This window comes from Prolixibacteraceae bacterium (assembly GCA_019720755.1).
Taxonomy (GTDB): domain Bacteria; phylum Bacteroidota; class Bacteroidia; order Bacteroidales; family Prolixibacteraceae; genus Halosquirtibacter; species Halosquirtibacter laminarini.
The window spans coordinates 701,352-721,958 of sequence record CP081303.1; the positions used below are offsets into that span (position 1 = coordinate 701,352).

General features: G+C 35.5%; 15 protein-coding genes. 7 read left to right on the top strand and 8 right to left on the bottom strand.

Annotated elements, in window-relative coordinates:
• Positions 1 to 302: 302 nt before the first annotated feature.
• Positions 303 to 503, top strand: a complete 201-nt coding sequence (locus K4L44_02845) for a hypothetical protein (protein QZE14816.1) — start codon at positions 303 to 305, stop codon at positions 501 to 503.
• A 54-nt stretch (positions 504 to 557) separates the two neighbouring features.
• On the opposite strand, the gene trpB is transcribed toward K4L44_02845, so the two are convergent.
• Complete coding sequence (trpB, locus tag K4L44_02850; protein QZE14817.1) at positions 558 to 1,763, bottom strand: tryptophan synthase subunit beta; 1,206 nt, start codon at positions 1,761 to 1,763, stop codon at positions 558 to 560.
• Between the two features lie 227 nt (positions 1,764 to 1,990).
• On the bottom strand, positions 1,991 to 3,004 hold the full coding sequence (gene gap, locus K4L44_02855; GenBank protein ID QZE14818.1) for a type I glyceraldehyde-3-phosphate dehydrogenase: 1,014 nt from the start codon (positions 3,002 to 3,004) through the stop codon (positions 1,991 to 1,993).
• 314 nt (positions 3,005 to 3,318) lie between these two features.
• Between gap and K4L44_02860 the strand changes: the two genes are divergently transcribed.
• Both K4L44_02860 and K4L44_02865 read left to right on the top strand, forming a co-directional pair.
• Positions 3,319 to 4,062: a nitroreductase family protein gene (locus tag K4L44_02860; protein QZE15941.1), complete on the top strand. Its 744-nt coding sequence runs from the start codon at positions 3,319 to 3,321 to the stop codon at positions 4,060 to 4,062.
• 74 nt (positions 4,063 to 4,136) lie between these two features.
• A complete protein-coding gene (locus tag K4L44_02865; GenBank protein QZE14819.1) occupies positions 4,137 to 4,910 on the top strand; it encodes a lipopolysaccharide kinase InaA family protein in 774 nt (257 codons plus the stop codon).
• A 76-nt stretch (positions 4,911 to 4,986) separates the two neighbouring features.
• Here K4L44_02865 and K4L44_02870 read toward each other — a convergent pair whose 3' ends face one another.
• Together K4L44_02870 and K4L44_02875 are read right to left on the bottom strand one after the other, a co-directional pair.
• On the bottom strand, positions 4,987 to 6,036 hold the full coding sequence (locus K4L44_02870; protein ID QZE14820.1) for a glycosyltransferase family 9 protein: 1,050 nt from the start codon (positions 6,034 to 6,036) through the stop codon (positions 4,987 to 4,989).
• 95 nt (positions 6,037 to 6,131) lie between these two features.
• On the bottom strand, positions 6,132 to 6,506 hold the full coding sequence (locus tag K4L44_02875) for a hypothetical protein (protein QZE14821.1): 375 nt from the start codon (positions 6,504 to 6,506) through the stop codon (positions 6,132 to 6,134).
• A 611-nt stretch (positions 6,507 to 7,117) separates the two neighbouring features.
• On the opposite strand from K4L44_02875, the gene K4L44_02880 reads away from it, so the two are divergent.
• Both K4L44_02880 and K4L44_02885 read left to right on the top strand, forming a co-directional pair.
• Positions 7,118 to 7,822 (top strand): transposase, encoded by a 705-nt coding sequence (locus K4L44_02880; GenBank protein QZE14822.1) that lies wholly within the window; start codon positions 7,118 to 7,120, stop codon positions 7,820 to 7,822.
• A 93-nt stretch (positions 7,823 to 7,915) separates the two neighbouring features.
• A complete protein-coding gene (locus K4L44_02885) occupies positions 7,916 to 10,159 on the top strand; it encodes an amino acid permease (GenBank protein QZE14823.1) in 2,244 nt (747 codons plus the stop codon).
• 196 nt (positions 10,160 to 10,355) lie between these two features.
• On the opposite strand, the gene K4L44_02890 is transcribed toward K4L44_02885, so the two are convergent.
• Positions 10,356 to 11,651: a hypothetical protein gene (locus K4L44_02890; GenBank protein ID QZE14824.1), complete on the bottom strand. Its 1,296-nt coding sequence runs from the start codon at positions 11,649 to 11,651 to the stop codon at positions 10,356 to 10,358.
• Positions 11,652 to 11,790: 139 nt separating this feature from the next.
• Here K4L44_02890 and K4L44_02895 point away from each other — a divergent pair, with 139 nt between their 5' ends.
• Positions 11,791 to 12,615: a sialate O-acetylesterase gene (locus K4L44_02895; protein ID QZE14825.1), complete on the top strand. Its 825-nt coding sequence runs from the start codon at positions 11,791 to 11,793 to the stop codon at positions 12,613 to 12,615.
• A gap of 206 nt (positions 12,616 to 12,821) precedes the next feature.
• Here K4L44_02895 and K4L44_02900 read toward each other — a convergent pair whose 3' ends face one another.
• The 3 genes from K4L44_02900 to cysD form a co-directional block, all read right to left on the bottom strand.
• Positions 12,822 to 13,916, bottom strand: a complete 1,095-nt coding sequence (locus K4L44_02900; GenBank protein ID QZE14826.1) for an acyltransferase — start codon at positions 13,914 to 13,916, stop codon at positions 12,822 to 12,824.
• A gap of 329 nt (positions 13,917 to 14,245) precedes the next feature.
• A complete protein-coding gene (locus tag K4L44_02905; GenBank protein ID QZE15942.1) occupies positions 14,246 to 15,484 on the bottom strand; it encodes a GTP-binding protein in 1,239 nt (412 codons plus the stop codon).
• 97 nt (positions 15,485 to 15,581) lie between these two features.
• The gene (gene cysD / locus K4L44_02910; GenBank protein ID QZE14827.1) at positions 15,582 to 16,487 is read right to left on the bottom strand and encodes a sulfate adenylyltransferase subunit CysD; all 906 of its coding nucleotides are present in this window, start codon (positions 16,485 to 16,487) and stop codon (positions 15,582 to 15,584) included.
• A gap of 1,077 nt (positions 16,488 to 17,564) precedes the next feature.
• Here cysD and K4L44_02915 point away from each other — a divergent pair.
• The gene (locus K4L44_02915; GenBank protein QZE14828.1) at positions 17,565 to 20,588 is read left to right on the top strand and encodes a TonB-dependent receptor; all 3,024 of its coding nucleotides are present in this window, start codon (positions 17,565 to 17,567) and stop codon (positions 20,586 to 20,588) included.
• Positions 20,589 to 20,607 lie beyond the last annotated feature (19 nt).

Consider the following 20,607-nt stretch of genomic DNA (forward strand, 5'->3'; position numbering starts at 1 on the left):
ATAGTAAAACATATGTTTATTAATAAAATATATCTGTTATATCTGTAAAAAGTATTAATTTATATATGTTTGTTTTTTGTGTTTGATTTTATTTAACTGTCTGGCAATTAGTGTTTCTGTGAGATGATAGTTGTCTCGGATGTTTTTGTCTGAATTGGAATTGAATGTTGAATACAAAACAAAATATTCACATACTGTTTATACAGATATAGGGATATTGTTTTTATATTGTTTAATAGATCTTTGTTGGAGGATTCGTTCTATGCTCTTGGGAGGAGAAAGAACTAAAAAAGTATATGCAAATGGGAGATATAAAAAGTGCTTACTCTAAGAGTACTTGTGATAATAATTTGAATGATCTAGCGAAAGATAAGACGAAAGATAAGAACTCTGGTACTAAAAAAGTGAATCGATTGGTGATATCAAAGAATGGTGAAGAGAAGAAAATTAAGTGTTCTATTGCTACAATAATAAAATCTCAAAGAGATAATAGGAATGAATAGGAGTATAAGGTAAAGAGCGAGGAATGAAACCTCACTCTTTCTCCGTTAATAATTTTATTTAGGCATCTCAAAGTTGTCGATTACATAATCTAGGTCTTTGTCACCTCTGCCACTTAGGTTTACAAGGATTGATTCTTGAGGACTTCGTTGTGCAAGTTTAATTGCATATGCTACAGCATGTGCACTCTCAAGAGCAGGAATGATTCCTTCGCTTCTACTTAAGTCATAGAATGCATCAATACACTCTTTGTCACTTGCCGTTACATAAGACACTCTATCCATGTCTTTCAACATACTATGTTCTGGACCTACTCCTGGGTAATCTAGACCACTAGCAATTGAATGAACTGGAGCTGGCTCTCCTTTTTCGTCTTGTAGAGTATAGCATTTGAACCCATGAATCATTCCCGGTGTTCCTAAGGACATTGTCGCAGCATGATCTCCAATGATATCAAGGCTCTTTCCGCCCGGCTCTACACCAAATATTTTACATTCATCATCTTGAAGAAATGCAGAGAAGATTCCCATTGCATTACTTCCTCCACCAACACATGCTACAATATTATCAGGTAGTTCTCCTGTCATCTCTTGAAACTGGTCTTTTGCTTCGATTCCAATAACTCTTTGGAAATCTCGTACCATCATAGGGAATGGATGTGGTCCAACCACTGATCCAATACAGTAAATAGAGTTAATTGGATCTTTAAGATATGCTTCAAATGCTGAATCTACAGCTTCTTTTAATGTTTTTAATCCATGAGTAACAGGGATTACTGTTGCACCTAGAACTTTCATGCGCATTACATTCGGATACTCTTTTTGGATATCTACTTCCCCCATATGTATTTCGCATTCGAGGCCAAAGTAAGCTGCGGCTGTGGCAAGAGCTACCCCATGTTGTCCTGCTCCTGTCTCTGCAATTAACCTCTTCTTTCCCATATATTTTGCAAGAAGAGCTTCTCCCATACAATGGTTTAGTTTGTGGGCTCCTGTATGATTTAGATCCTCTCTCTTAAGATAGATACGTCCACCATATCTTTCAGATAATCTATTACAGAAATATACTGGTGTTGGTCTTCCTTGATAGTGCTTACGAATGCTTCTTAGTTCAGCGATAAACTTATGGGATTTGCTTATGGAATAGTAAGCCTTTGTAATCTTATCCATCTCTTTCTGTAGTTGCTCTGGGATAAAGCTTCCACCATATTCTTTAAAGAACCCCTCTTTGTTTGGATAGTTTTTGAAGTAATTGCCTTGCATTTTGATCTATATATTTTTTAGTTTAAATCAGTTTATTTTAATATAATGATAAAATCAAACATAATGATAATCATTTTGTGATAAAAATCATAATTGTATCATAGCAATTATATGATAATTGGTTGAAAGAAAGACATAGGTTATATGTATAGACAAAAAAAGAGAGAGTATCCGAAGAAACTCTCTCTTGTCTGAATTGTAAATATCTTAATCTTAAGATCTACTTCTTAAGCGTTATCTACAGTTGACATGTGCTCGATAAGCTCAACAACTTTGTTTGAGTATCCAATCTCGTTATCGTACCATGAAACAACTTTTACGAAGTTGTCGTTAAGTCCGATACCAGCACCAGCATCAAATACAGAAGTACACTTCTCACCAACGAAATCGTTAGAAACAACTGCATCTTCAGTATATCCTAGAACACCAGCCATATCGCCTTCAGAAGCTTCTTTCATTGCTTTACAGATTGCCTCATAGCTAGCAGCTTTTTCAAGACGTACAGTAAGGTCAACTACAGAAACATCAGGAGTAGGAACACGGAATGCCATACCTGTAAGTTTACCGTTAAGCTCAGGAATTACTTTACCTACAGCTTTAGCAGCACCAGTTGATGAAGGGATGATGTTTTGACCAGCTCCACGTCCACCTCTCCAGTCTTTCATAGAAGGACCGTCAACAGTTTTTTGTGTTGCAGTAGAAGCATGTACAGTAGTCATAAGACCTTCAACGATACCGAAGTTGTCGTTAAGAACTTTTGCGATAGGAGCAAGACAGTTAGTAGTACATGATGCGTTAGATACGAAAGTCATATCTGTTGAATAGTTCTTGTGGTTTACACCAACAACGAACATAGGAGTAGCATCTTTAGAAGGAGCAGACATAACTACTTTCTTAGCACCAGCAGCGATGTGACCTTGTGCACTCTCTTCAGTTAAGAAAAGACCTGTTGATTCAACAACATACTCTGCTTCAACTCCAGCCCAGTTGATATCTGCTGGGTTACGCTCAGCAGTAACGCGAACTGTTTTTCCGTTTACTACAAGTTGTCCTTCAACAACTTCTACAGTACCGTTGAAACGACCATGAGTTGAATCGTATTTCAACATGTAAGCCATGTACTCAACGTCGATAAGATCGTTGATTGCAACAACTTCTACATTTGCACGCTCTGCAGCAGCACGGAAAACAAAACGGCCAATACGACCGAACCCGTTAATACCAATTTTGATAGTAGACATAATGATTCTCTTTAAAAATTATATAAGAATTTAGAACCTCTTTTGAAAATGTACACAAATAAACGAAGTATATTTTAAAACATCAAATTTTTTTTGGATAGGTTTTCTAGAATCTTTTTTTATCCAAATTTGGGCGCTTTTTTGGAAATCGGGTTACTGAAGATGAACTAATATTGGTTATAAAATGTCTTAAAGCTAGAAACGACCTGATAAAGTGTCAATCTTGGTGATTGTAATGTTTGATCAAGAAAACACTAAAAAAAAGTTATCTTTGGGCGTTTGATTAAATTCTAAAACTAGATACTATTATGAATATGATCCATCAACTTCATCAACATAGAACTATTAGAAAGTATACATCTCAACCTATTGGGAAGGATCTTTTAAATGACATTTTGGAAGCAGGTGTTCGTGCATCAAACACTGGAAATATGCAAATGTATTCCATTATCGTTACTGAGTGTCAAGAGAAGAAGGATGCACTTTCTCCTGCACATTTTAATCAACCAATGATTAAAAATGCCCCCGTAGTATTAACGATATGTGCAGATTTCAGACGAGTACATCAATGGTGTGATATAAATAATACCGAAGGCAGTTATAACAATCTGATGTGGTTGTTGAATGAAACAGTAGATGCTATGCTTGTTGCTCAAAATATTAGTGTTGCTGCTGAAGCCAAGGGATTGGGTTTATGTTATCTAGGAACTACTGTGTATAATGCACCTCAAATAATAGATATTCTTTCTCTACCTAAGGGGGTAATTCCGATTACTACCATTACTTTAGGTTGGCCAGATGAGACACCTGTGTTAACAGACCGTCTCCCTTTAGATGCTGTTGTTCATTTTGAGACCTATAAAGAGTTGAGTGATACAGACATTCAAAATCTATACAAAGAGAAGGAGATGTTGGATGAAAGTATTCGTTTTGTTCAAGAAAATGGTAAAGAAAATTTAGCTCAAGTGTATGCGGAAGTGAGATACAAAAAAGAAGATAGTATTCATTTTAGTAAAGTGCTTGAAAAGACATTGCGTTCTCAAGGGTTTGATTTATAGAGTTTAAACAGCGTACTAACTTCAATGTGTATATTAGAAGCAGGAATGAATGCCCTGTGTTAATACGGCAAATAATGATAAAGAAAAAGGTAGAAGTATCCCCATATTTTAATGAGTATAAAGAATGGCTTGAAGCTCTAGATGCTAATTTTGATAAAGAGGGGGAGCTAATCTATTCCGGTAGAAATAATGTCAAGAAATTTAACCAAGGAAAGGTTTGCTTGAATGTTAAATCATTCAAAACTCCCAATATGGTTAATAAGTTTGTGTATGGTCATCTTCGTGATTCAAAGGCAAAAAGATCGTATGATTATGCAACGAGACTTCTGTCTTATGGAGTAGCTACACCTACTCCTATAGGATATGTGGAAATCTATAAGAATGGACTCTTTTTTAAAAGTTACTATATCTCCATACAACATGTATATGATTTTACGATTCGTGAAGTTTTAGAATATCATGTCTCTAATAGGGAGGCTATTATGTCTCAATTTATCGATTATACTTTTGAAAAAATTCATAAAAATGGTGTATTTCATTTAGATTATTCTCCAGGGAACATCTTGATCAATATGAAGGAAGATGGAATGTTTGATTTCTCTTTGATCGATTTGAATCGAATGAAGTTCATGGAGATAGATTATAAAAAGGGTTTATATAATCTTCGTCAATTTGATGCCGATAAAGAGACCTTAATACAAATGGGCATGCTGTATGCACGCAAGTGGAGGAAAGATCCGGATGAGGGTGCACGTCTACTTATTGAGTTTGATCATGCCTACAAACATAAGCGTGTGGTAAAACATCGATACAAACGTTTCTTTAAAGTTCTTCGTTTTTGGAAATAGAGGAAAAATAGAATATATAAAAAGCCTACTTCTTATTCAATGGAAGTAGGCTTTTCTGTCTATTAATATAGTGTTCTTAAGAATAGAGCAATCCCTGCTCTTCAAGTCTGTTTAAGACTAAAGACGGAGTAACATACTTCATACAGAAGATCTCTTCCTCACTACATGGTTTGGCACCATATATTGAGCATGGTCTACATTTTAGCTTGCCATGAGGAATATGAATACTATAAGCTTCTGGTTGTCCAAAAGCGGAAAAACCGAAGATAGGATCCGTACCTCCCCAAATGGAAATGGTCTTAGTTCCTGTTAACGCTGCTATATGCATATTTGAAGAATCCATCGCAATCATGATATCTAGACTTGAAATCATGGCGATTTCTTCAGCGAAAGAGTATTTACCAGCCATATTAAAGCGACCATCATGTTCGTTATGTAATGCTTCAAGTTGTGTCGTCTCCTCTTTTCCTCCACCAAAAAGAAGAAACTTAACCTGATATTTTTGTTGAACCAAATCCATTAATTTTCTGCAATTCTCAATGCCCCACATTTTAGGATCATGCATTGCAAATGGAGCAATTCCAATAAAAATATCATTCTTAGTACCCCATTTAGACAACAATTTACGGGCTTTTTCTTTAGCCATAGGATTGGGCCTAATTGCAGTAACTTCTAATGGAGCTGTTTGTATTTTTGCTTTATGAAATACTTCTAAATATCGCTCTGTTACATGTTTTAAAGGAGTCGAAGACTTTCTTTTGAGAATCTTTTTTTTCTCTTCTCGACCTTTATCGATAATGAATACAGAAGTTCTATTCAGACGAAAAAGAGTTCTCCAAATACGGGTTCTAATCACATCATGGAGATCCAAGACAATGTCCCATCTTTTTTGGGCTTTCAGTTCAAAGAAGAATTTGATCAATCCGAGTGTCCCTTTATGTTTGCCTTTTAGGTCAGGAAAGACAAGTGAAAGGTTCTCTATACCTTCAAAAAAAGGAGCAAAAAAAGGACGTGTAACCAGAGTAAAGTGATCTTGTGGGTTGGCTTCAGCTGCAGCTCTAATAATCGGAACCGTTAACGCAACATCTCCCATGGCTGAGAGACGAAAAAGTAGAATATTTTTCAATGGAACAGTATAATTACGAATTAGAACAAAACAAGAGAACAATCTCTGTTTAATGTAGATTGTTCTCTATCTTTTTATAAAATGTAAAAGACTAATTATTGGTAGTCTTCGTAAGATTTTTCTTCGATCAGTTCCGAACCAGTTTTATCATTGATGGCTCTTTTTACCTCACATCTCTTATCGTTAGTAAAGTAAACAGAACGTGCTGTTTGGATAAAGTCATCTCCGAAATTCTTCTCTCTTTCGAGATCTCTAATATGATCTTCAATATCCCATAATTGGCAATTAATATCGAAAAGCTCTTTGTATAGAGGGTCGTTCTTGTCAATAATTTTTTTTACTGCTTCGTCCAACACTTTGTGTTCGTTACGAAGGTTCGCTAATTTATCTTCATCGCTGATACGTTCTAGCTTAATCTCAATGATTGTTAGTTTATCAACAATTTCCCCGTTTGATACTTCAATTTTCATAAGAGTACTTTTTAAATGATTAAAGTGTCGTTATTACTTCGATATTCGATTTCAAAGGTACACTTTTAGGCTATAATGTCATAATTATGCAATGCACTATTTTGCCCATAGATTGTATTTCAAAATGCACCATATTGCTCTAAATCCATCTTTCCAACCAATTTTTTTCCCTTCATCATAGGTTCTACCATAATACGATATTCCTACTTCGTAGATTCGAACATTCGGTATTCTACTTATTTTTGCAGTGACTTCTGGCTCAAATCCAAAGCGATTCTCTTTTAATGCGAATCAAGAGTTGGATTTCATATCTAACCAAGTGGTTTAATTGCCTATATATTAGACATTTATATTGTTTTTATCCTTGAAAATCAGTATCTTATAGTTGTTTTCAAAGCGACTTTAAAATATGATAATCAAGGATAAGGACTTCAATTTAATAAAAATATACGATCTAATTTGTTATTATTTCGATGAGTTAAGATATTATTGTGAACGATTTAGTAACAATAACTCCCCTTGCTTTACTGATCAAGAGGTGATGACAATATATCTTTTTGGTGTTCAATATCAAGAATACACCAAGATAAATCAGATTCATAAATTTGCATGTGATTACTTGTCTGACTGGTTTCCAAATTATAGGATCTTATCAAGCATTTTGTAATCGCCTTAATCGTTTAGGTGGAGCTTTTACAAGATTGTCTGAGTTATTACTTGAAGACACTCAGCCTAATGATTGTATTATCGATCAATGTTTACTTGATTCGATGCCAATTATAACGTGTTCTGGCAAACGAAAAGGCAAGGTGGCCAATGAAGTAACCAATAAAGGCTATTGCTCTACGAAAGGAGTTTACTATTATGGCATGAAGCTTCATATGCTGGGGATAAGACGACAAGATGCTTTACCATTTCCAGAGCAAGTCCTTTTTACCCCTGCATCTGTGAACGATATTGTCGTTTACAAGGAGAGATGGTCAGAGATGCGGAACAGAACCTTCTTCGGAGATAAAATTTACATGCATAATGAATTTAACCAACAAGTGAAGAATCAGTATAATTCAGAAATGTTGACACCTATTAAGGCAATAAAAGGAATGCCCTTGATAATCAAACAAAGAATAAAAGCAGCAGACGATTTGTATAATAGAGCTGTATCTAAAATTAGACAACCTATTGAAGCAATGTTCTCTTGGCTAATCGAAAAAACAGATATACAAAGAGCTAGTAAAGTAAGGTCTACAAAAGGATTAATGGTACATGCATTCGGTAAACTAACTGCAACGTTTCTTAATTATGTTTTGAACCCTTGATTCGCATTAATTACGCATCTTGTTCTATAGTCCTTTTGTTATTGCATAAGAATGTTTAAATTGAGTCGCAAAATATTTCTTACATAAATAAATATGACAAATTACAAGGATTCTCAGATTGCTGGGAAATTTGGAACATTGCCAGTTTTCTTTACTGCACTTTCCACCATCTTAGGAGCCATTTTATTTTTACGTTTTGGTTGGGCTGTTGGACAGTTAGGATTTTTAGGCGTGATGGGGGTTATTGTTTTAGGACATTTGGTTACCGTCCCTACTGCCATGTCTGTTGCAGAAATTGCAACAAACCAAAAGGTACGAGGAGGTGGAGCCTACTTTATCATTTCACGATCTTTTGGTTTGAATATCGGTGCCGCAGTAGGTATCGCGCTCTATCTATCCCAAGCCATTAGTATTGCCTTTTATGTTATTGCACTCGGTCAGGCTTTTCTGCCATTTTTTGATTGGTTATCTGTAAATTATGGAATTGTAATTTCTGATATTCGATTTATCAATGTACCTGTGATGATATTACTTTCCCTTTTAATGTTATCAAAGGGAGCAAATATAGGGGTGAAAGCCTTGTATGGAGTGGTTGTAATTCTATTTTCTTCTCTTGTATGTTTCTTTATGGGGAGTCCACAGATTGATCCTTCAGAAGTCTCTTTGGTTGCACATGTACCTAATAATGAGAGCTTTTTCTATGTCTTTACCATTGTGTTTCCTGCCTTTACAGGATTGGCTGCTGGGCTTGGGCTTTCTGGAGATCTTAAAAAGCCAGAGAAGTCTATTCCTCGTGGTACCATATGGGCTACCGTGGTAGGACTACTTATCTACGTTGCGATTGCAGTGAAACTTACTTATTCTGTCTCTCCAGAACAGATGGTAAGTGATGAGTTGATTATGAGTCGTGTGGCTATTTGGGGTCCCATTATTCCGATAGGTTTGGCTGCTGCGTCTTTGTCTTCTGCCTTGGGGTCTATAATGATTGCACCTCGTACATTGCAAGCGATAGGTGCAGATGGTATATTCTCAAATAAAAAAGTAAATGACTGGGTCTCTCGATGTCGTCCTTCAGATAATGAACCCATAAATGCATCTTACCTTACGATTAGTATCGCAATGTTTTTTGTACTTATTGGGGATGTCAACTTTGTTGCTGAGATTATTTCGATGTTCTTTATGATTACTTATGGAACGATCTGTTTAATCTCTTTCTTAGAACATTTTGCTGCAGATCCTGCCTATCGTCCTACTTTTAGGTCGCATTGGTTGATATCATTGGTTGGTACTGTTGCCTCGTTCTGGGTAATGTTTCAGATGAATCTGCCATATGCCTCTCTATCTCTACTGTTTATGGGTATTATTTACTATATAATTACACATAATAAGAACGAAAAGAAAGGTTTTAACAAACTCTTTAGGGGGGTAATATTTCAAATAAGTAGAGAACTTCAAGTGTTTGCCCAACGTGCAGATAGAGGGAGTCGTGAGGAAGGATGGCGACCGTTTGCAATCTGCATCTCTTCTGATACTTTCAAACGTCGTGGTGCTTATGATTTTATGCGTTGGTTATCTTATAAATATGGTTCAGGTACCTATATTCATTATATTAAGGGGCTATTGAATGAAGAGACACGTCAGGAATCACAAGAGGTACTCCAAAGACTTTTAAAACTCACTTCTGTAGTGAAGAGTCGTGTATATCTTGATACGATAATATCTCCTTCTTATACTAGTGCTATTGCCCAAGTGGTACAGCTTTCAGGAATAACTGGTAGAGGGAACAACTTAATTCTTTTTGAATATTCAAGAAGTTCTATAGAAAATCTACATGATACTCTTTCAAACTATGAGTTAATGGTATCCTCTGGTTTTGATATTTGTATTCTAAATTCGAGTTATAAAGGCTTTGGTAGTAAAAGAGAGATACATATTTGGATGTCTCCGGAAGATTATCAGAATGCCAATTTGATGATTCTTTTAGGGTATATTCTTTTGGGGCACAAAGACTGGCATAAAGGTTTTATTAAAATATTCTCTATTGCTTCAAGAGGAAAGAAAGAGATTGAACGAGAGCTGTTGGTAAAACAAATTAAAGAGGGGCGTATCCCTATCCATCCTTCCAATGTGGAGATATTAACGATCCCTGAAGGTGAAAGTCGTAAAGAGATGATTCGTCATCGATCTATGGATGCTGATCTTACAATCTTAGGTTTTATGCCTAATGATTTAACCAAAGGGGTAGAAAAATTCGAAGGGTATGATGATATGGGAAATATTCTATTTGTCGGTGCACACCATGAGAAGGTTATCATGGCACCACTAGATGAAGACTAAATGATCCTATATGATATATTAAATGGCAGGTCATTAGACTTGCCATTTTTACTAAGTATACACTAGTTCTATCTCTTTGCATATAAAGGTGCAGTGGGTTATATTATTTCGAGTTGCATCATGCCTGAAGAGGTTTACAATACACGAACTCTCTCAATGATTGATCTTGAAATGATAATACTTGTTCCAAGAGAAACTAATTCCACACGGTTGTATATCTTTTCTTCGAGACATTGTTCATGAAAGGAAGTCCTAGATAAAACCCCCAAACACCATGGATATCGGTGTTATAATGATAATTAATACCGAAGGATAGGCTTTGAAAGAGTTTGTGTATTGTATAACCTGCCGCCCATTGCGTTGGCATCTCTTTCGAGAAATAACTCTTAATATAAAATGCCTCGTATGCCGTAGTATGCTCAAAAAATGGGATTTGAGTAAGGATCATTTTTTTTCGTTGGTAGGCAATCATGCTCTCTATCCATGGTTTCATCGTTGAGATTCCATAATCATTTGAAACAAACCACTCTCTTGACATACTGTATGCCGTTACGTCTGAATGGGTACTGTAAGTATGATGGTATTGTGAAAAGTGATAAGGCGTAGTCCCAAAAAAAGTTCCTAGATCCACATTCCATAACAATTTGCTTTGAGAAGTTCCGATCCCGTCGTCGTAATGAATAGAGAACTTATGATATGTATCCCTTGAATTTGTATTCAAACCATAGTCGTATGTGAGCGAAATATTTCGATAGTGATAGTCATCTAAGAAATATCGCATCTCTCCACGATAGTCTATGCTTCTCTGTTCTTCTGTTTGAGATGCCTTTAGTTGGATATTCGTCGGTTCGTTAGAATCAAAATCCCTGTTATCTCTTGGAAAGAAAGTGAAATCTGTGATATTTTCTAGTGGCATAAAATGACTATAGGAGATGCTGCTTGCAAAATTCCATCTACTATATGGAGGGTTCCAACACCAATGAAATATTGCTGCTTGAGAACGATAATACTTTTTATAGTTTCTTTGAGCAAAAAGTATCGCAGAGAGGTCCAAAATACTATTTTCTCCAACTCCTCCTTTGAAATCTTCCGAAAGATTTTGAATATTCAGCGACCAATAGTTTTTCCTGTCAGAAGTGTAAAGCATATGTACTCTCCCAAGAAACTCATCTTTGCTGATATCATAAGCAGCAGAACCATGTATCTCGATGAACTTTGTTGTGGATGGAATCCATTTTTTTGTCACCGACTGCCAAACACTAAAACCATCTACTAAGTTAAACGGGGTCTCTCCTCTGTCGACTAACCCATGATAGGTAGTAATCGTCGTACTATCATTATTAAAGAATGTTTTTGGGGACAATATACCTGGTAGTAGTTCTATGGGTTTCACCTCACTATGGGGCGTTTGTCCATATAGAAGTGAAGGAGAAAAGAATAGTATCCCCAACAATGAAAAAATAATAATAAACGTTTCTGTTTTAATAATCATAAACACAAACCTAATAAAAAGATTTTATAACTCTCTTTTACTCTCTCTTTTTACCACTACCATTATGATTAGTCTTTTTTGTTTTATTACTTTTAAGTCGTAGAATTTTTTTTGATTATAAAAAAGCCTTAATGCGCAAATGAAGAAATCAAATGTTACCACGTTATGTGCACTTTTCCTATTCTTACTGATAGGGTGTAATAGTAGTTCTAAAAAAGAGATCCATCAAAAAACCTATGTAGTCTACATGGCAGGACAATCTAATATGGTTGGACAAGGTCATAAAGATTATTTAAGTGATTCGATCAAACTCTCTTCTAAAGTACAGTTTTTTGACTATGCTTTAGATGCTAATATGAAGAAAAGCCCTAATAAATTTGGCCCTGAATATGGTATGTCTGAAATCATCTCTAAGAAATATCCCAAAGCAAAGTTTATCTTTATTAAATATGCTATTGGTGGTGCTTCTCAATTCGATTGGGCTCCTGAATATTCTAAAGAGAGAGCTGCTGTAACGGGTCATCCTGAGTTCGGAGACATGTACTCCACTTTTTTTAAACTTATTAATAAAGATATACCTAAAGGTGCCATACCATTGGCTGTTTTATGGATGCAAGGGGAAAGGGACGCAGTGATACCTGAAGCTGGACGCGAATATGAAGAGAATATGGATCATTTCATCCGTTCTTTTCGTCGGGATATCGAAAAGGACAACCTTCCATTTATTATTGGGATAATCGATCCAGAACCAGCAAGATATACTCTAAAGAGTGGCGTTGTTCATTCCCAAAGAGAATTGGCTAAAAACCTGCCGAATGTCTTTACCATTGAAACAAGTGATCTTCCTAAATATAACGATGGGGTTCATTATAACTCAAAAGGGCAAATGGCTTTAGGTCGTCGTTTTGGTGAGGAAATTATAAAATTAATTGATCAAAAAGAGAAGCAAGGCATCAGCTTCTAATTATATTTTATCCTTTGTAATATTCTAACGAACCATTGGGTTGTGTAAGAAAAAGTTTACAAGATTAAACACATTAAAAATAAAAAGGCAGTACTGAATAATAAAGTGCTGCCTTTTTGCAATAGTCGATAGACGAAAACGATATGTGAAGAGAACATTCCGCAGGATAATTGGTTAAAATATCATCTGAATATTTTAAAAACTTATCAGACTCTCTTATATAGCCTCTGAAATGGTAATTCAATATATTTATGTGTAATTTTAGAGACAAAGATCACTACTATTATAGAAAATATTACAAATATATTGTTGATTAAAATATTTCCAAAATCTATATATATATGAGAATTTGATTGGTATACAATGGATGTTGAGGTGAAATGTTGTATGATTTTAAAGAACCATATTGAACAAAATATTATAAAAAAATGGGTCATATAGATTGAAAATGATAACTTGCCAAGACATTGAAGGAAGTGTTTTCTTAGAAGTTTTGATATGAAACCGACTTCAAGAGCGAAGAACGGCACGGTAAAAAGAAAGAATACTGAAGCAAATATATTCTTATAAGGTAAGTGAGATACAATTGTGGTACCAATGCCTATTAATAAGAGTATCTCTATAAAGGTACCCCAAAAATACGATGGTTTTTTATCTGAAATTTGTCTAAAAATTGCATAAACAGATGCACCCCCAAAAAAGCATGATAATCCACTTAATACGGGCCGGACTACTAATTTAGAGTCTAAATACAATAGAATGAAACTGGTTGAGGAAATTAGAACCCAAGAAATTAATTTATACTTCCTAAATATCAAGAAGCTGATGAATAGAAGTATATATAGATAGAATTCGATACTAATACTCCAGGATGGGGCATTAAAACTAAGGTGATATGTATATGGAGTCCAAGACTGTAACAATAATAAGTTTGTTGCGATGTTTAGGATTGATGATTTCTCCGAGAAAGGTAATACTTCAAATGAGGTAATTCCAAGGTTATATAAAAGTAGCTTAACAAGCTGAAGAACAATAAATAATGAAAACATCACAAAGTGTAATGGATATAGCCTTAAGAATCTGGCCTTGATATATTTTTTGAAGTCATATTTATTCTCAAAAGCATACACATGGGCTAACACGAAGCCACTGAGAACAAAAAAAAACTCCACAAATATTTTGCTGTTTCTAAAGAACGAAAATTCAGTAATAGTATCTGTTACATTCATATGGTATAGCATAACAAAGAGAGCACATAAACCTCTAAATGCATCTAATGCTTCAAATCTTTCAGTTTTCATCTTTTATGTTCGTTCGATTTTAAATTAAAGTGCAACATGGTGGACAATAAAATGGGGATGATCTATTTTTAACGTATTGTTGAAATATTTATAAGGACTTTGTCCCCAGTACCCTCTTACAAAGATATACATAATAGAAGATAAAGTTAAAGAAGGTTGCTCTTTTCATCTCTTGTCAGATCCTCTTAATAAAGATTCTGTTCATTATAGTTTTGAATGCAAATGGAATACGAAAGGAAAGACGACATTTTCCATAATACGAAATAAAAAAAAGGCAACATTCTAAATAGAAGTGTTGCCTTTTTTAATATGAATAGTATCAGAGAGAATTAGATAATCATTCCAGCTCCAACAGTATTATTTGTTGCGTCATCAATGATAATGAAACTACCAGTTATTCTATTCTTTTTGTATGAATCATAGAATAATGGCTTAGATGTTTTCAACTTAATACGTGCAATATCATTCAGCCCAACAGCCGTGTCGTCTGCAATTTCAAGCGTGTTGATGTCTATCTTATTCACCACCTCCTGCACCATTCCTAGTACATCAGACGAAGTGTGTTTAATGGTATACTTACCTCGAACACGCATAGGTGTTTCGCTCATCCAACAGATCATCGCATCGATCACTTGATCCGACTTAGGACAGTTGTCAGCAGCACTTAGAAGTGAACCTCTACTAATATCAATTTCATCTTCAAGTTGGATAGAAACCGACTGAGGTGCAATAGCTTTCTCTAATTGTTCATCAAGAATATTGATGCTTTTGACCTTTGAAGTTTGTTCTCCAGGGAACACTTTTACTTCTTGACCAACGTAGAACTCTCCACTAGCCACACGACCAGCAAATCCACGATAATCATGAAACTCATCACTTTGAGGACGGATAACATACTGTACTGGAAAACGAGCATCTTCTCTATTCAAATCTTCTCCAACAGGAAGAGTCTCTAATGTCTGAAGAAGTGTTTTTCCTGTATACCAAGGGCATCTCTTCGATGGGTCTACAACATTATCTCCATCTCTTGCACTCATTGGAATGAAGTAGAAATTTTTAATGTCGAGCTTCTCTGCAACGGATTTAAAATCGTTTTTGATCTTTTGATAAGTCTCTTGATCGAAATCAACCAAATCCATTTTATTAATACAAACCACTACATGAGGGATTTGTAATAAAGAAGCAATATATGCATGACGACGTGTCTGCTCAATCACCCCATTACGTGCATCGATCAGTATCAAAGCTGCATTTGCCGTAGATGCACCTGTTACCATATTTCGGGTATATTGAACGTGACCCGGAGTATCTGCGATGATAAATTTACGGTTTGGAGTGGCAAAATAACGATATGCTACATCAATCGTAATACCTTGTTCTCGTTCCGCACGAAGTCCATCAGTAAGAAGTGCCAAGTTCACTTGCTCTTCTCCTTTGTTTACACTTGCATTTTCGATCGCCTCCATTTGGTCTTCGAAAATCGCTTTACTATCATATAATAAACGACCAATAAGCGTACTCTTTCCATCATCTACACTACCTGCAGTGGTGAATCGAAGTAGCTCCATGTCTAAATATCCGTTTGCTTTTCCTGACATCTTTAAAAAAGATTTTTAACAATGGTTTACAAAATGTTGATTTTATAAAAGACAGAATAGAAGATTCCTAGAAGTATCCTTGCTTTTTCCTATCTTCCATGGCAGCTTCCGATCTTTTGTCATCGGCACGTCCACCACGTTCCGTAACTCGGGTAGAGGCTACTTCTTGAATAATCTCTTCCAAAGTATTTGCTTTAGAGAGTGTCAAACCTGTACAAGTGATGTCCCCAATTGTTCTACAACGAACTTGTTTGGTCTCATATTTCTCTCCTTGTTTCAATGTCAAACAATCCGATTTTGCCAACCATGTTCCATCTCTCAAGAACACCTCTCGTTCGTGAGTGTAATAAAGTGAAGGCATCTCAATATTCTCTAAAAGTATATATTGCCATACATCCATCTCTGTCCAGTTACTGATTGGAAATACACGAAAGTGCTCTCCAACATGCTTCTTTCCATTGAAGATATTCCAAAGCTCTGGGCGTTGGTTTTTAGGATCCCATTGGCCAAAATCATCACGGTGTGAGAAGAATCTTTCTTTAGCACGAGCTTTCTCCTCATCACGTCTTCCACCCCCCATCGCACAATCAAATTTCTCCTCCTCTAATGCATCTAGAAGAGTTACCGTTTGGAGCGAATTACGGCTCGCATTAGGTCCTTTTTCTTCCGCAACACGACCTTGGTCGATTGAGTCCTGTACATACTTCACGATTAAACGAGTTCCAGTCTTGTCGCAAAGATTATCACGATAGTCAAGTGCCTCTTGGAAGTTATGTCCTGTATCAATGTGCATTAAAGGAAATGGAACTTTTCCAGGATAAAATGCCTTTCTTGCTAAGTGAAACATCACAATAGAATCTTTCCCTCCTGAAAACAACATGACCGGACGTTCAAATTGTGCTGCTACTTCTCTTAAAACAAAAATAGATTCTGCTTCAAGTTCTCTTAAGTGATTAATTGTATTTTGGTCCATACAAACTACTTATATTTCATTTCTTTCGTAATAGAAAAATTGACACTTATGGTCAATTGAAGCACAAAAATAAGGAAATGAACAAGGAATCGAAAACTTACACCCGAATAGTTTATTTAAGTCTTTGATTTAATTGTTAAAAAGCATTGTAAAAGTAATGAGTCATCTCCGTTTATAAGGATCGGTTCTATGTTTTGAATGTTTCCTTACTATTAATGAAAGAACATCGTTCTTTTATTAATAGTAAGGATAAGGATCATCTCACCATGTTTATAAGATAATTTGGATCAAGAATATCGAAATGATTTATACCACTTATCGAAGGGTGCTTTAAAGGCTCTTTCCGATACCCTTTGGTTACCCTTTAGTTACCCTTTGGTTACTCCTAGAGTAACCAAAGGGTAACTAAGTCCTGACTAATATGTATGCTAATATGGTATCAGGTATTGATCGTTTTATAATCTCGTGATAAATATGTTGACGAGTGAACTACAATTATTTAGATGGATTTAGTTTGGTGTTTTATGATCACGATATTTTTATATGTTCCTAATTGAATAAAAACACTTTTATTGATCAATGTATATATAATTGTGTTTCTATTTGTTTCTATGTGTTTGTATTTGTTTGTATCTGTTTCTATGTGTTTGTACTTGTTAATGTATTAGTGGTGGTGAAATAGTTCATTCAAATATAAAATTGCCTCTATTTATTCAAATATGAGTGAATAGACAGAGTAAATACCTGTCAAATCTGCATAATTAGTTCGCTTATGGTTGGTAATTGTACAATATTACATTTTTGTATAGTTTTTTATTGAGAATAGTTGCTATAATTGAACAATGTGATTGGCAACAATGTGATTGGTTGATGTTCTTATTTGTTAAAACACACCCTCGCTATTCCATTGCTTTTTATATATGTGGATTTAGATTGAAAATTAAATTTTACATATTAAAACTGTTATTGGAATAAAACATTTTGACTATGATTCTATTTATAGTCGCCAAACTTAAGATCAAATACCATTCAATTGATTCAGTCACTGATTTAACTAATCCGTAAAACATCTTAATAATGAGGCAATTGAGTTTAAAGAAGCATCGTGCAATGCTGTTGAAAGGTGTATTGTTTCTATTCGTTATGGTAATGAATATTTCTGTTTTTGCACAAGAGAAACAGATTTCAGGTACAGTACTAGACGAAACGAAACAACCTGTTCCAGGTGCCACAGTCTTGGTAGAAGGGACTAATCGGGGTACTATAACGGATTTCGATGGTAACTTTACTTTAAAAGTTCCAAATCCTAAAAGTGCTATTCTAAGTATTTCATTCATTGGTTATACTACCCAAAAAACACCAGTGAAAGATCAAAACAATTTCAATATTGAATTGACACAGAGTACGATTGCAATAAATGAAGTCGTTGCCGTTGGATATGGTGTGATGAAAAAGAGTGATTTGACGGGCTCTACTGTTGGGGTAAAGTCGGACGATATTGTTCAAGCAAAAACATCTTCTGTAAATGAAGCACTTCAAGGAAAGATGTCTGGGGTTGCTATTAGCTCTAATAGTGGGGCTCCAGGTGGGGATATGAAAATTAGAATTCGTGGTTCCAACTCGATCAATGGAGACAATGATCCTTTGGTGGTGATCGATGGAATTATTGGAGGAACTCTAAAAGAGTTGAATCCGAACGATATCGCATCGATTGAGGTGTTGAAAGATGCTTCTTCTACTGCAATCTATGGTTCAAGAGGAGCTAATGGTGTAATTCTTGTGACTACCAAATCAGGAAAAGCGGGCGAAACAAAAGTTAGTTATAATGGCTTTATGGGTATCCAAAGTATCTCTAAGAAGATGGATGTAATGGATGCTGCGACCTATGCAAACCTAGTAAATGAAAAGAGGGTAGCAGAAGGTGGAAGTGCTAAATATACAGCAGATCAAATTGAAGGATACCAGACAAATGGTGGAAATGATTGGCAAGATGATGTTTACCGAAATGCTGTGATGCAGAATCACGATATGTCGGTTTCTGGGGGAACAGAGAAGACTCGTTTTCTAATATCGGGGCAGTTTCTAGATCAAGAGGGTATCATCAAAAATTCGAACTATGAGAGATATTCTTTTCGTGCGAATTTGGAGACCGAACTATCGGATAAACTGACCATGAATACACGTATTTCAGGATATCAATCTACAGATAATCCATATAATCTAAAGTGGGCAAATGGAAGTATCTCGATGGATGCTTTGAGTTTTGAGCCAACAAATAATGCTTATGATGAAAATGGTGAGTATGTGGAATCTGAATTTGCAACGGTAAATAATCCTGTGGCAGATTATGAAGAGTTGAATGCTGAGACAAAAAAGGATGGATTGGATTTAAACCTCTCTTTCTCTTATCAAATTCTTCCTACTTTAACTTTAAAGGTAATTGGGGGTTCATCAAAAAAGTCAAGCGATGTATATAGCTATAACAGCAAGTATACTTATGGAGGTCAAGGGACAAATGGTAAAGCCAACATCTCGAACTCGTGGAATAGTAGCTGGCAAAATACCAATATGTTGACTTATATTGATTCATTTGGTGATCACAATCTGAATGTGACTTTAGTGAATGAGCAGTCAGGTTATAAGCGTAGAAGTAATGGAACAACAGTCACCGATTTTGATGTGAACTTAGGGTATGATGATATCTCTTTGGGATCTAATAGTATCAACCCAAGATCTGCTTATTCTGAGTCGACATTGATGTCGTTCCTTTCACGTGTAAACTACTCTTTTAAAGATAAGTATTTATTAACTGCTGCTATTCGTGCGGATGGATCTTCAAAATTTGCGGATAACAGTAAATGGGGATATTTCCCTTCTGCTTCTTTTGCTTGGAGAGCATCTGAAGAGCCTTTTATTCAAAATATTGAGGCAATTAGCAACTTGAAGTTTAGAACAAGTTATGGTGTGACAGGTAGTCAAGCGATCAATCCTTATCAATCACATGCTGTGATGGATCCAGGTGTAAACTATCCTATTAATGGCGAGTCAAACTCAGTAGGTAATGTTCTTGTTCGATTTGATAATCCAAATTTGACATGGGAAACAACTTCTCAGTTTAATATTGGAGCCGATGTCTCTCTATTAGATGGTATGATTAGCATTACTGCAGATTACTATAGCAAAGAGACTACGGATCTACTTCTTTTGGTTCCGGTTCCTAACTATACTGGTTTTGATACAGAACTAAAGAATGTGGGTTCTTTAAGTAATAAAGGATGGGACTTCTCTGTTCAGATGAATCTAGGAAACAAAGATTTTAGATGGAATGGTAATCTTACTGCCTCTACCAACCGCTCTGAGATTATCGATTTGAGTGGAAGAGACAACATCATCTTTGATAATGGTGATATGAATACAATTCTTGAACCAAATAGCCAATTTGGTCAATTCTATGGCTACAAATATGAAGGAGTTTGGAAGAGTTCTGAAGTAGCTGAGGCAGCAGTTTATGGTGCAGTATCTGGGGATGCGAAATTCCATGATCTGAATAATGACAATGTAATCAATTCAGATGACCGTCAGGTGATTGGTAACGCACTACCAAAATGGCAGTTTGGGTTTGCAAATAATTTTAGCTACAAGAACTGGGATATGTCTTTGATGTTTACAGCATCCATAGGGAATGATATTTATAATGGGGTGAATGCTCGAATGATGGGCGTCGTAAACTCAGATCCAACAAGTACTGATATCCTAAATCATTGGACTCCAGAAAATCAAGATTCTGATATTCCAGGATTTAGTAAAACAAATGCTAAAACGGTAGCTTACCAAGCTGAATCATCACGATTTATTGAAGATGGATCTTTCCTAAGATTAAAGAATATTACTTTAGGTTACACATTCAATGCCAAGAATGAGAACGCTATCTTTAGTTCTATTCGTGTATATGCATCAGGACAAAATCTGTTTACTCTAACGAACTATAAAGGATATGATCCTGAAGTAAGTAATGGTGGTGGAGACCAAACTCCTGGTTACGATACTGCTCCTTTCCCAATGGCTAAAGTGGGAAGTATTGGGGTGAATATCAATTTCTAATAATGATATTGGTTCTTGT

Bases quoted from the DNA above. Each gene is read 5' to 3' on its own strand.
- K4L44_02845 (QZE14816.1), top strand. From the start codon at position 303: ATGGGAGATATAAAAAGTGCTTACTCTAAGAGTACTTGTGATAATAAT.
- trpB (QZE14817.1), bottom strand. From the start codon at position 1,763: ATGCAAGGCAATTACTTCAAAAACTATCCAAACAAAGAGGGGTTCTTT.
- gap (QZE14818.1), bottom strand. From the start codon at position 3,004: ATGTCTACTATCAAAATTGGTATTAACGGGTTCGGTCGTATTGGCCGT.
- K4L44_02860 (QZE15941.1), top strand. From the start codon at position 3,319: ATGATCCATCAACTTCATCAACATAGAACTATTAGAAAGTATACATCT.
- K4L44_02865 (QZE14819.1), top strand. From the start codon at position 4,137: ATGATAAAGAAAAAGGTAGAAGTATCCCCATATTTTAATGAGTATAAA.
- K4L44_02875 (QZE14821.1), bottom strand. From the start codon at position 6,506: ATGAAAATTGAAGTATCAAACGGGGAAATTGTTGATAAACTAACAATC.
- K4L44_02885 (QZE14823.1), top strand. From the start codon at position 7,916: ATGACAAATTACAAGGATTCTCAGATTGCTGGGAAATTTGGAACATTG.
- K4L44_02890 (QZE14824.1), bottom strand. From the start codon at position 11,651: ATGATTATTAAAACAGAAACGTTTATTATTATTTTTTCATTGTTGGGG.
- K4L44_02895 (QZE14825.1), top strand. From the start codon at position 11,791: ATGAAGAAATCAAATGTTACCACGTTATGTGCACTTTTCCTATTCTTA.
- K4L44_02900 (QZE14826.1), bottom strand. From the start codon at position 13,916: ATGAAAACTGAAAGATTTGAAGCATTAGATGCATTTAGAGGTTTATGT.
- K4L44_02905 (QZE15942.1), bottom strand. From the start codon at position 15,484: ATGGAGCTACTTCGATTCACCACTGCAGGTAGTGTAGATGATGGAAAG.
- cysD (QZE14827.1), bottom strand. From the start codon at position 16,487: ATGGACCAAAATACAATTAATCACTTAAGAGAACTTGAAGCAGAATCT.
- K4L44_02915 (QZE14828.1), top strand. From the start codon at position 17,565: ATGAGGCAATTGAGTTTAAAGAAGCATCGTGCAATGCTGTTGAAAGGT.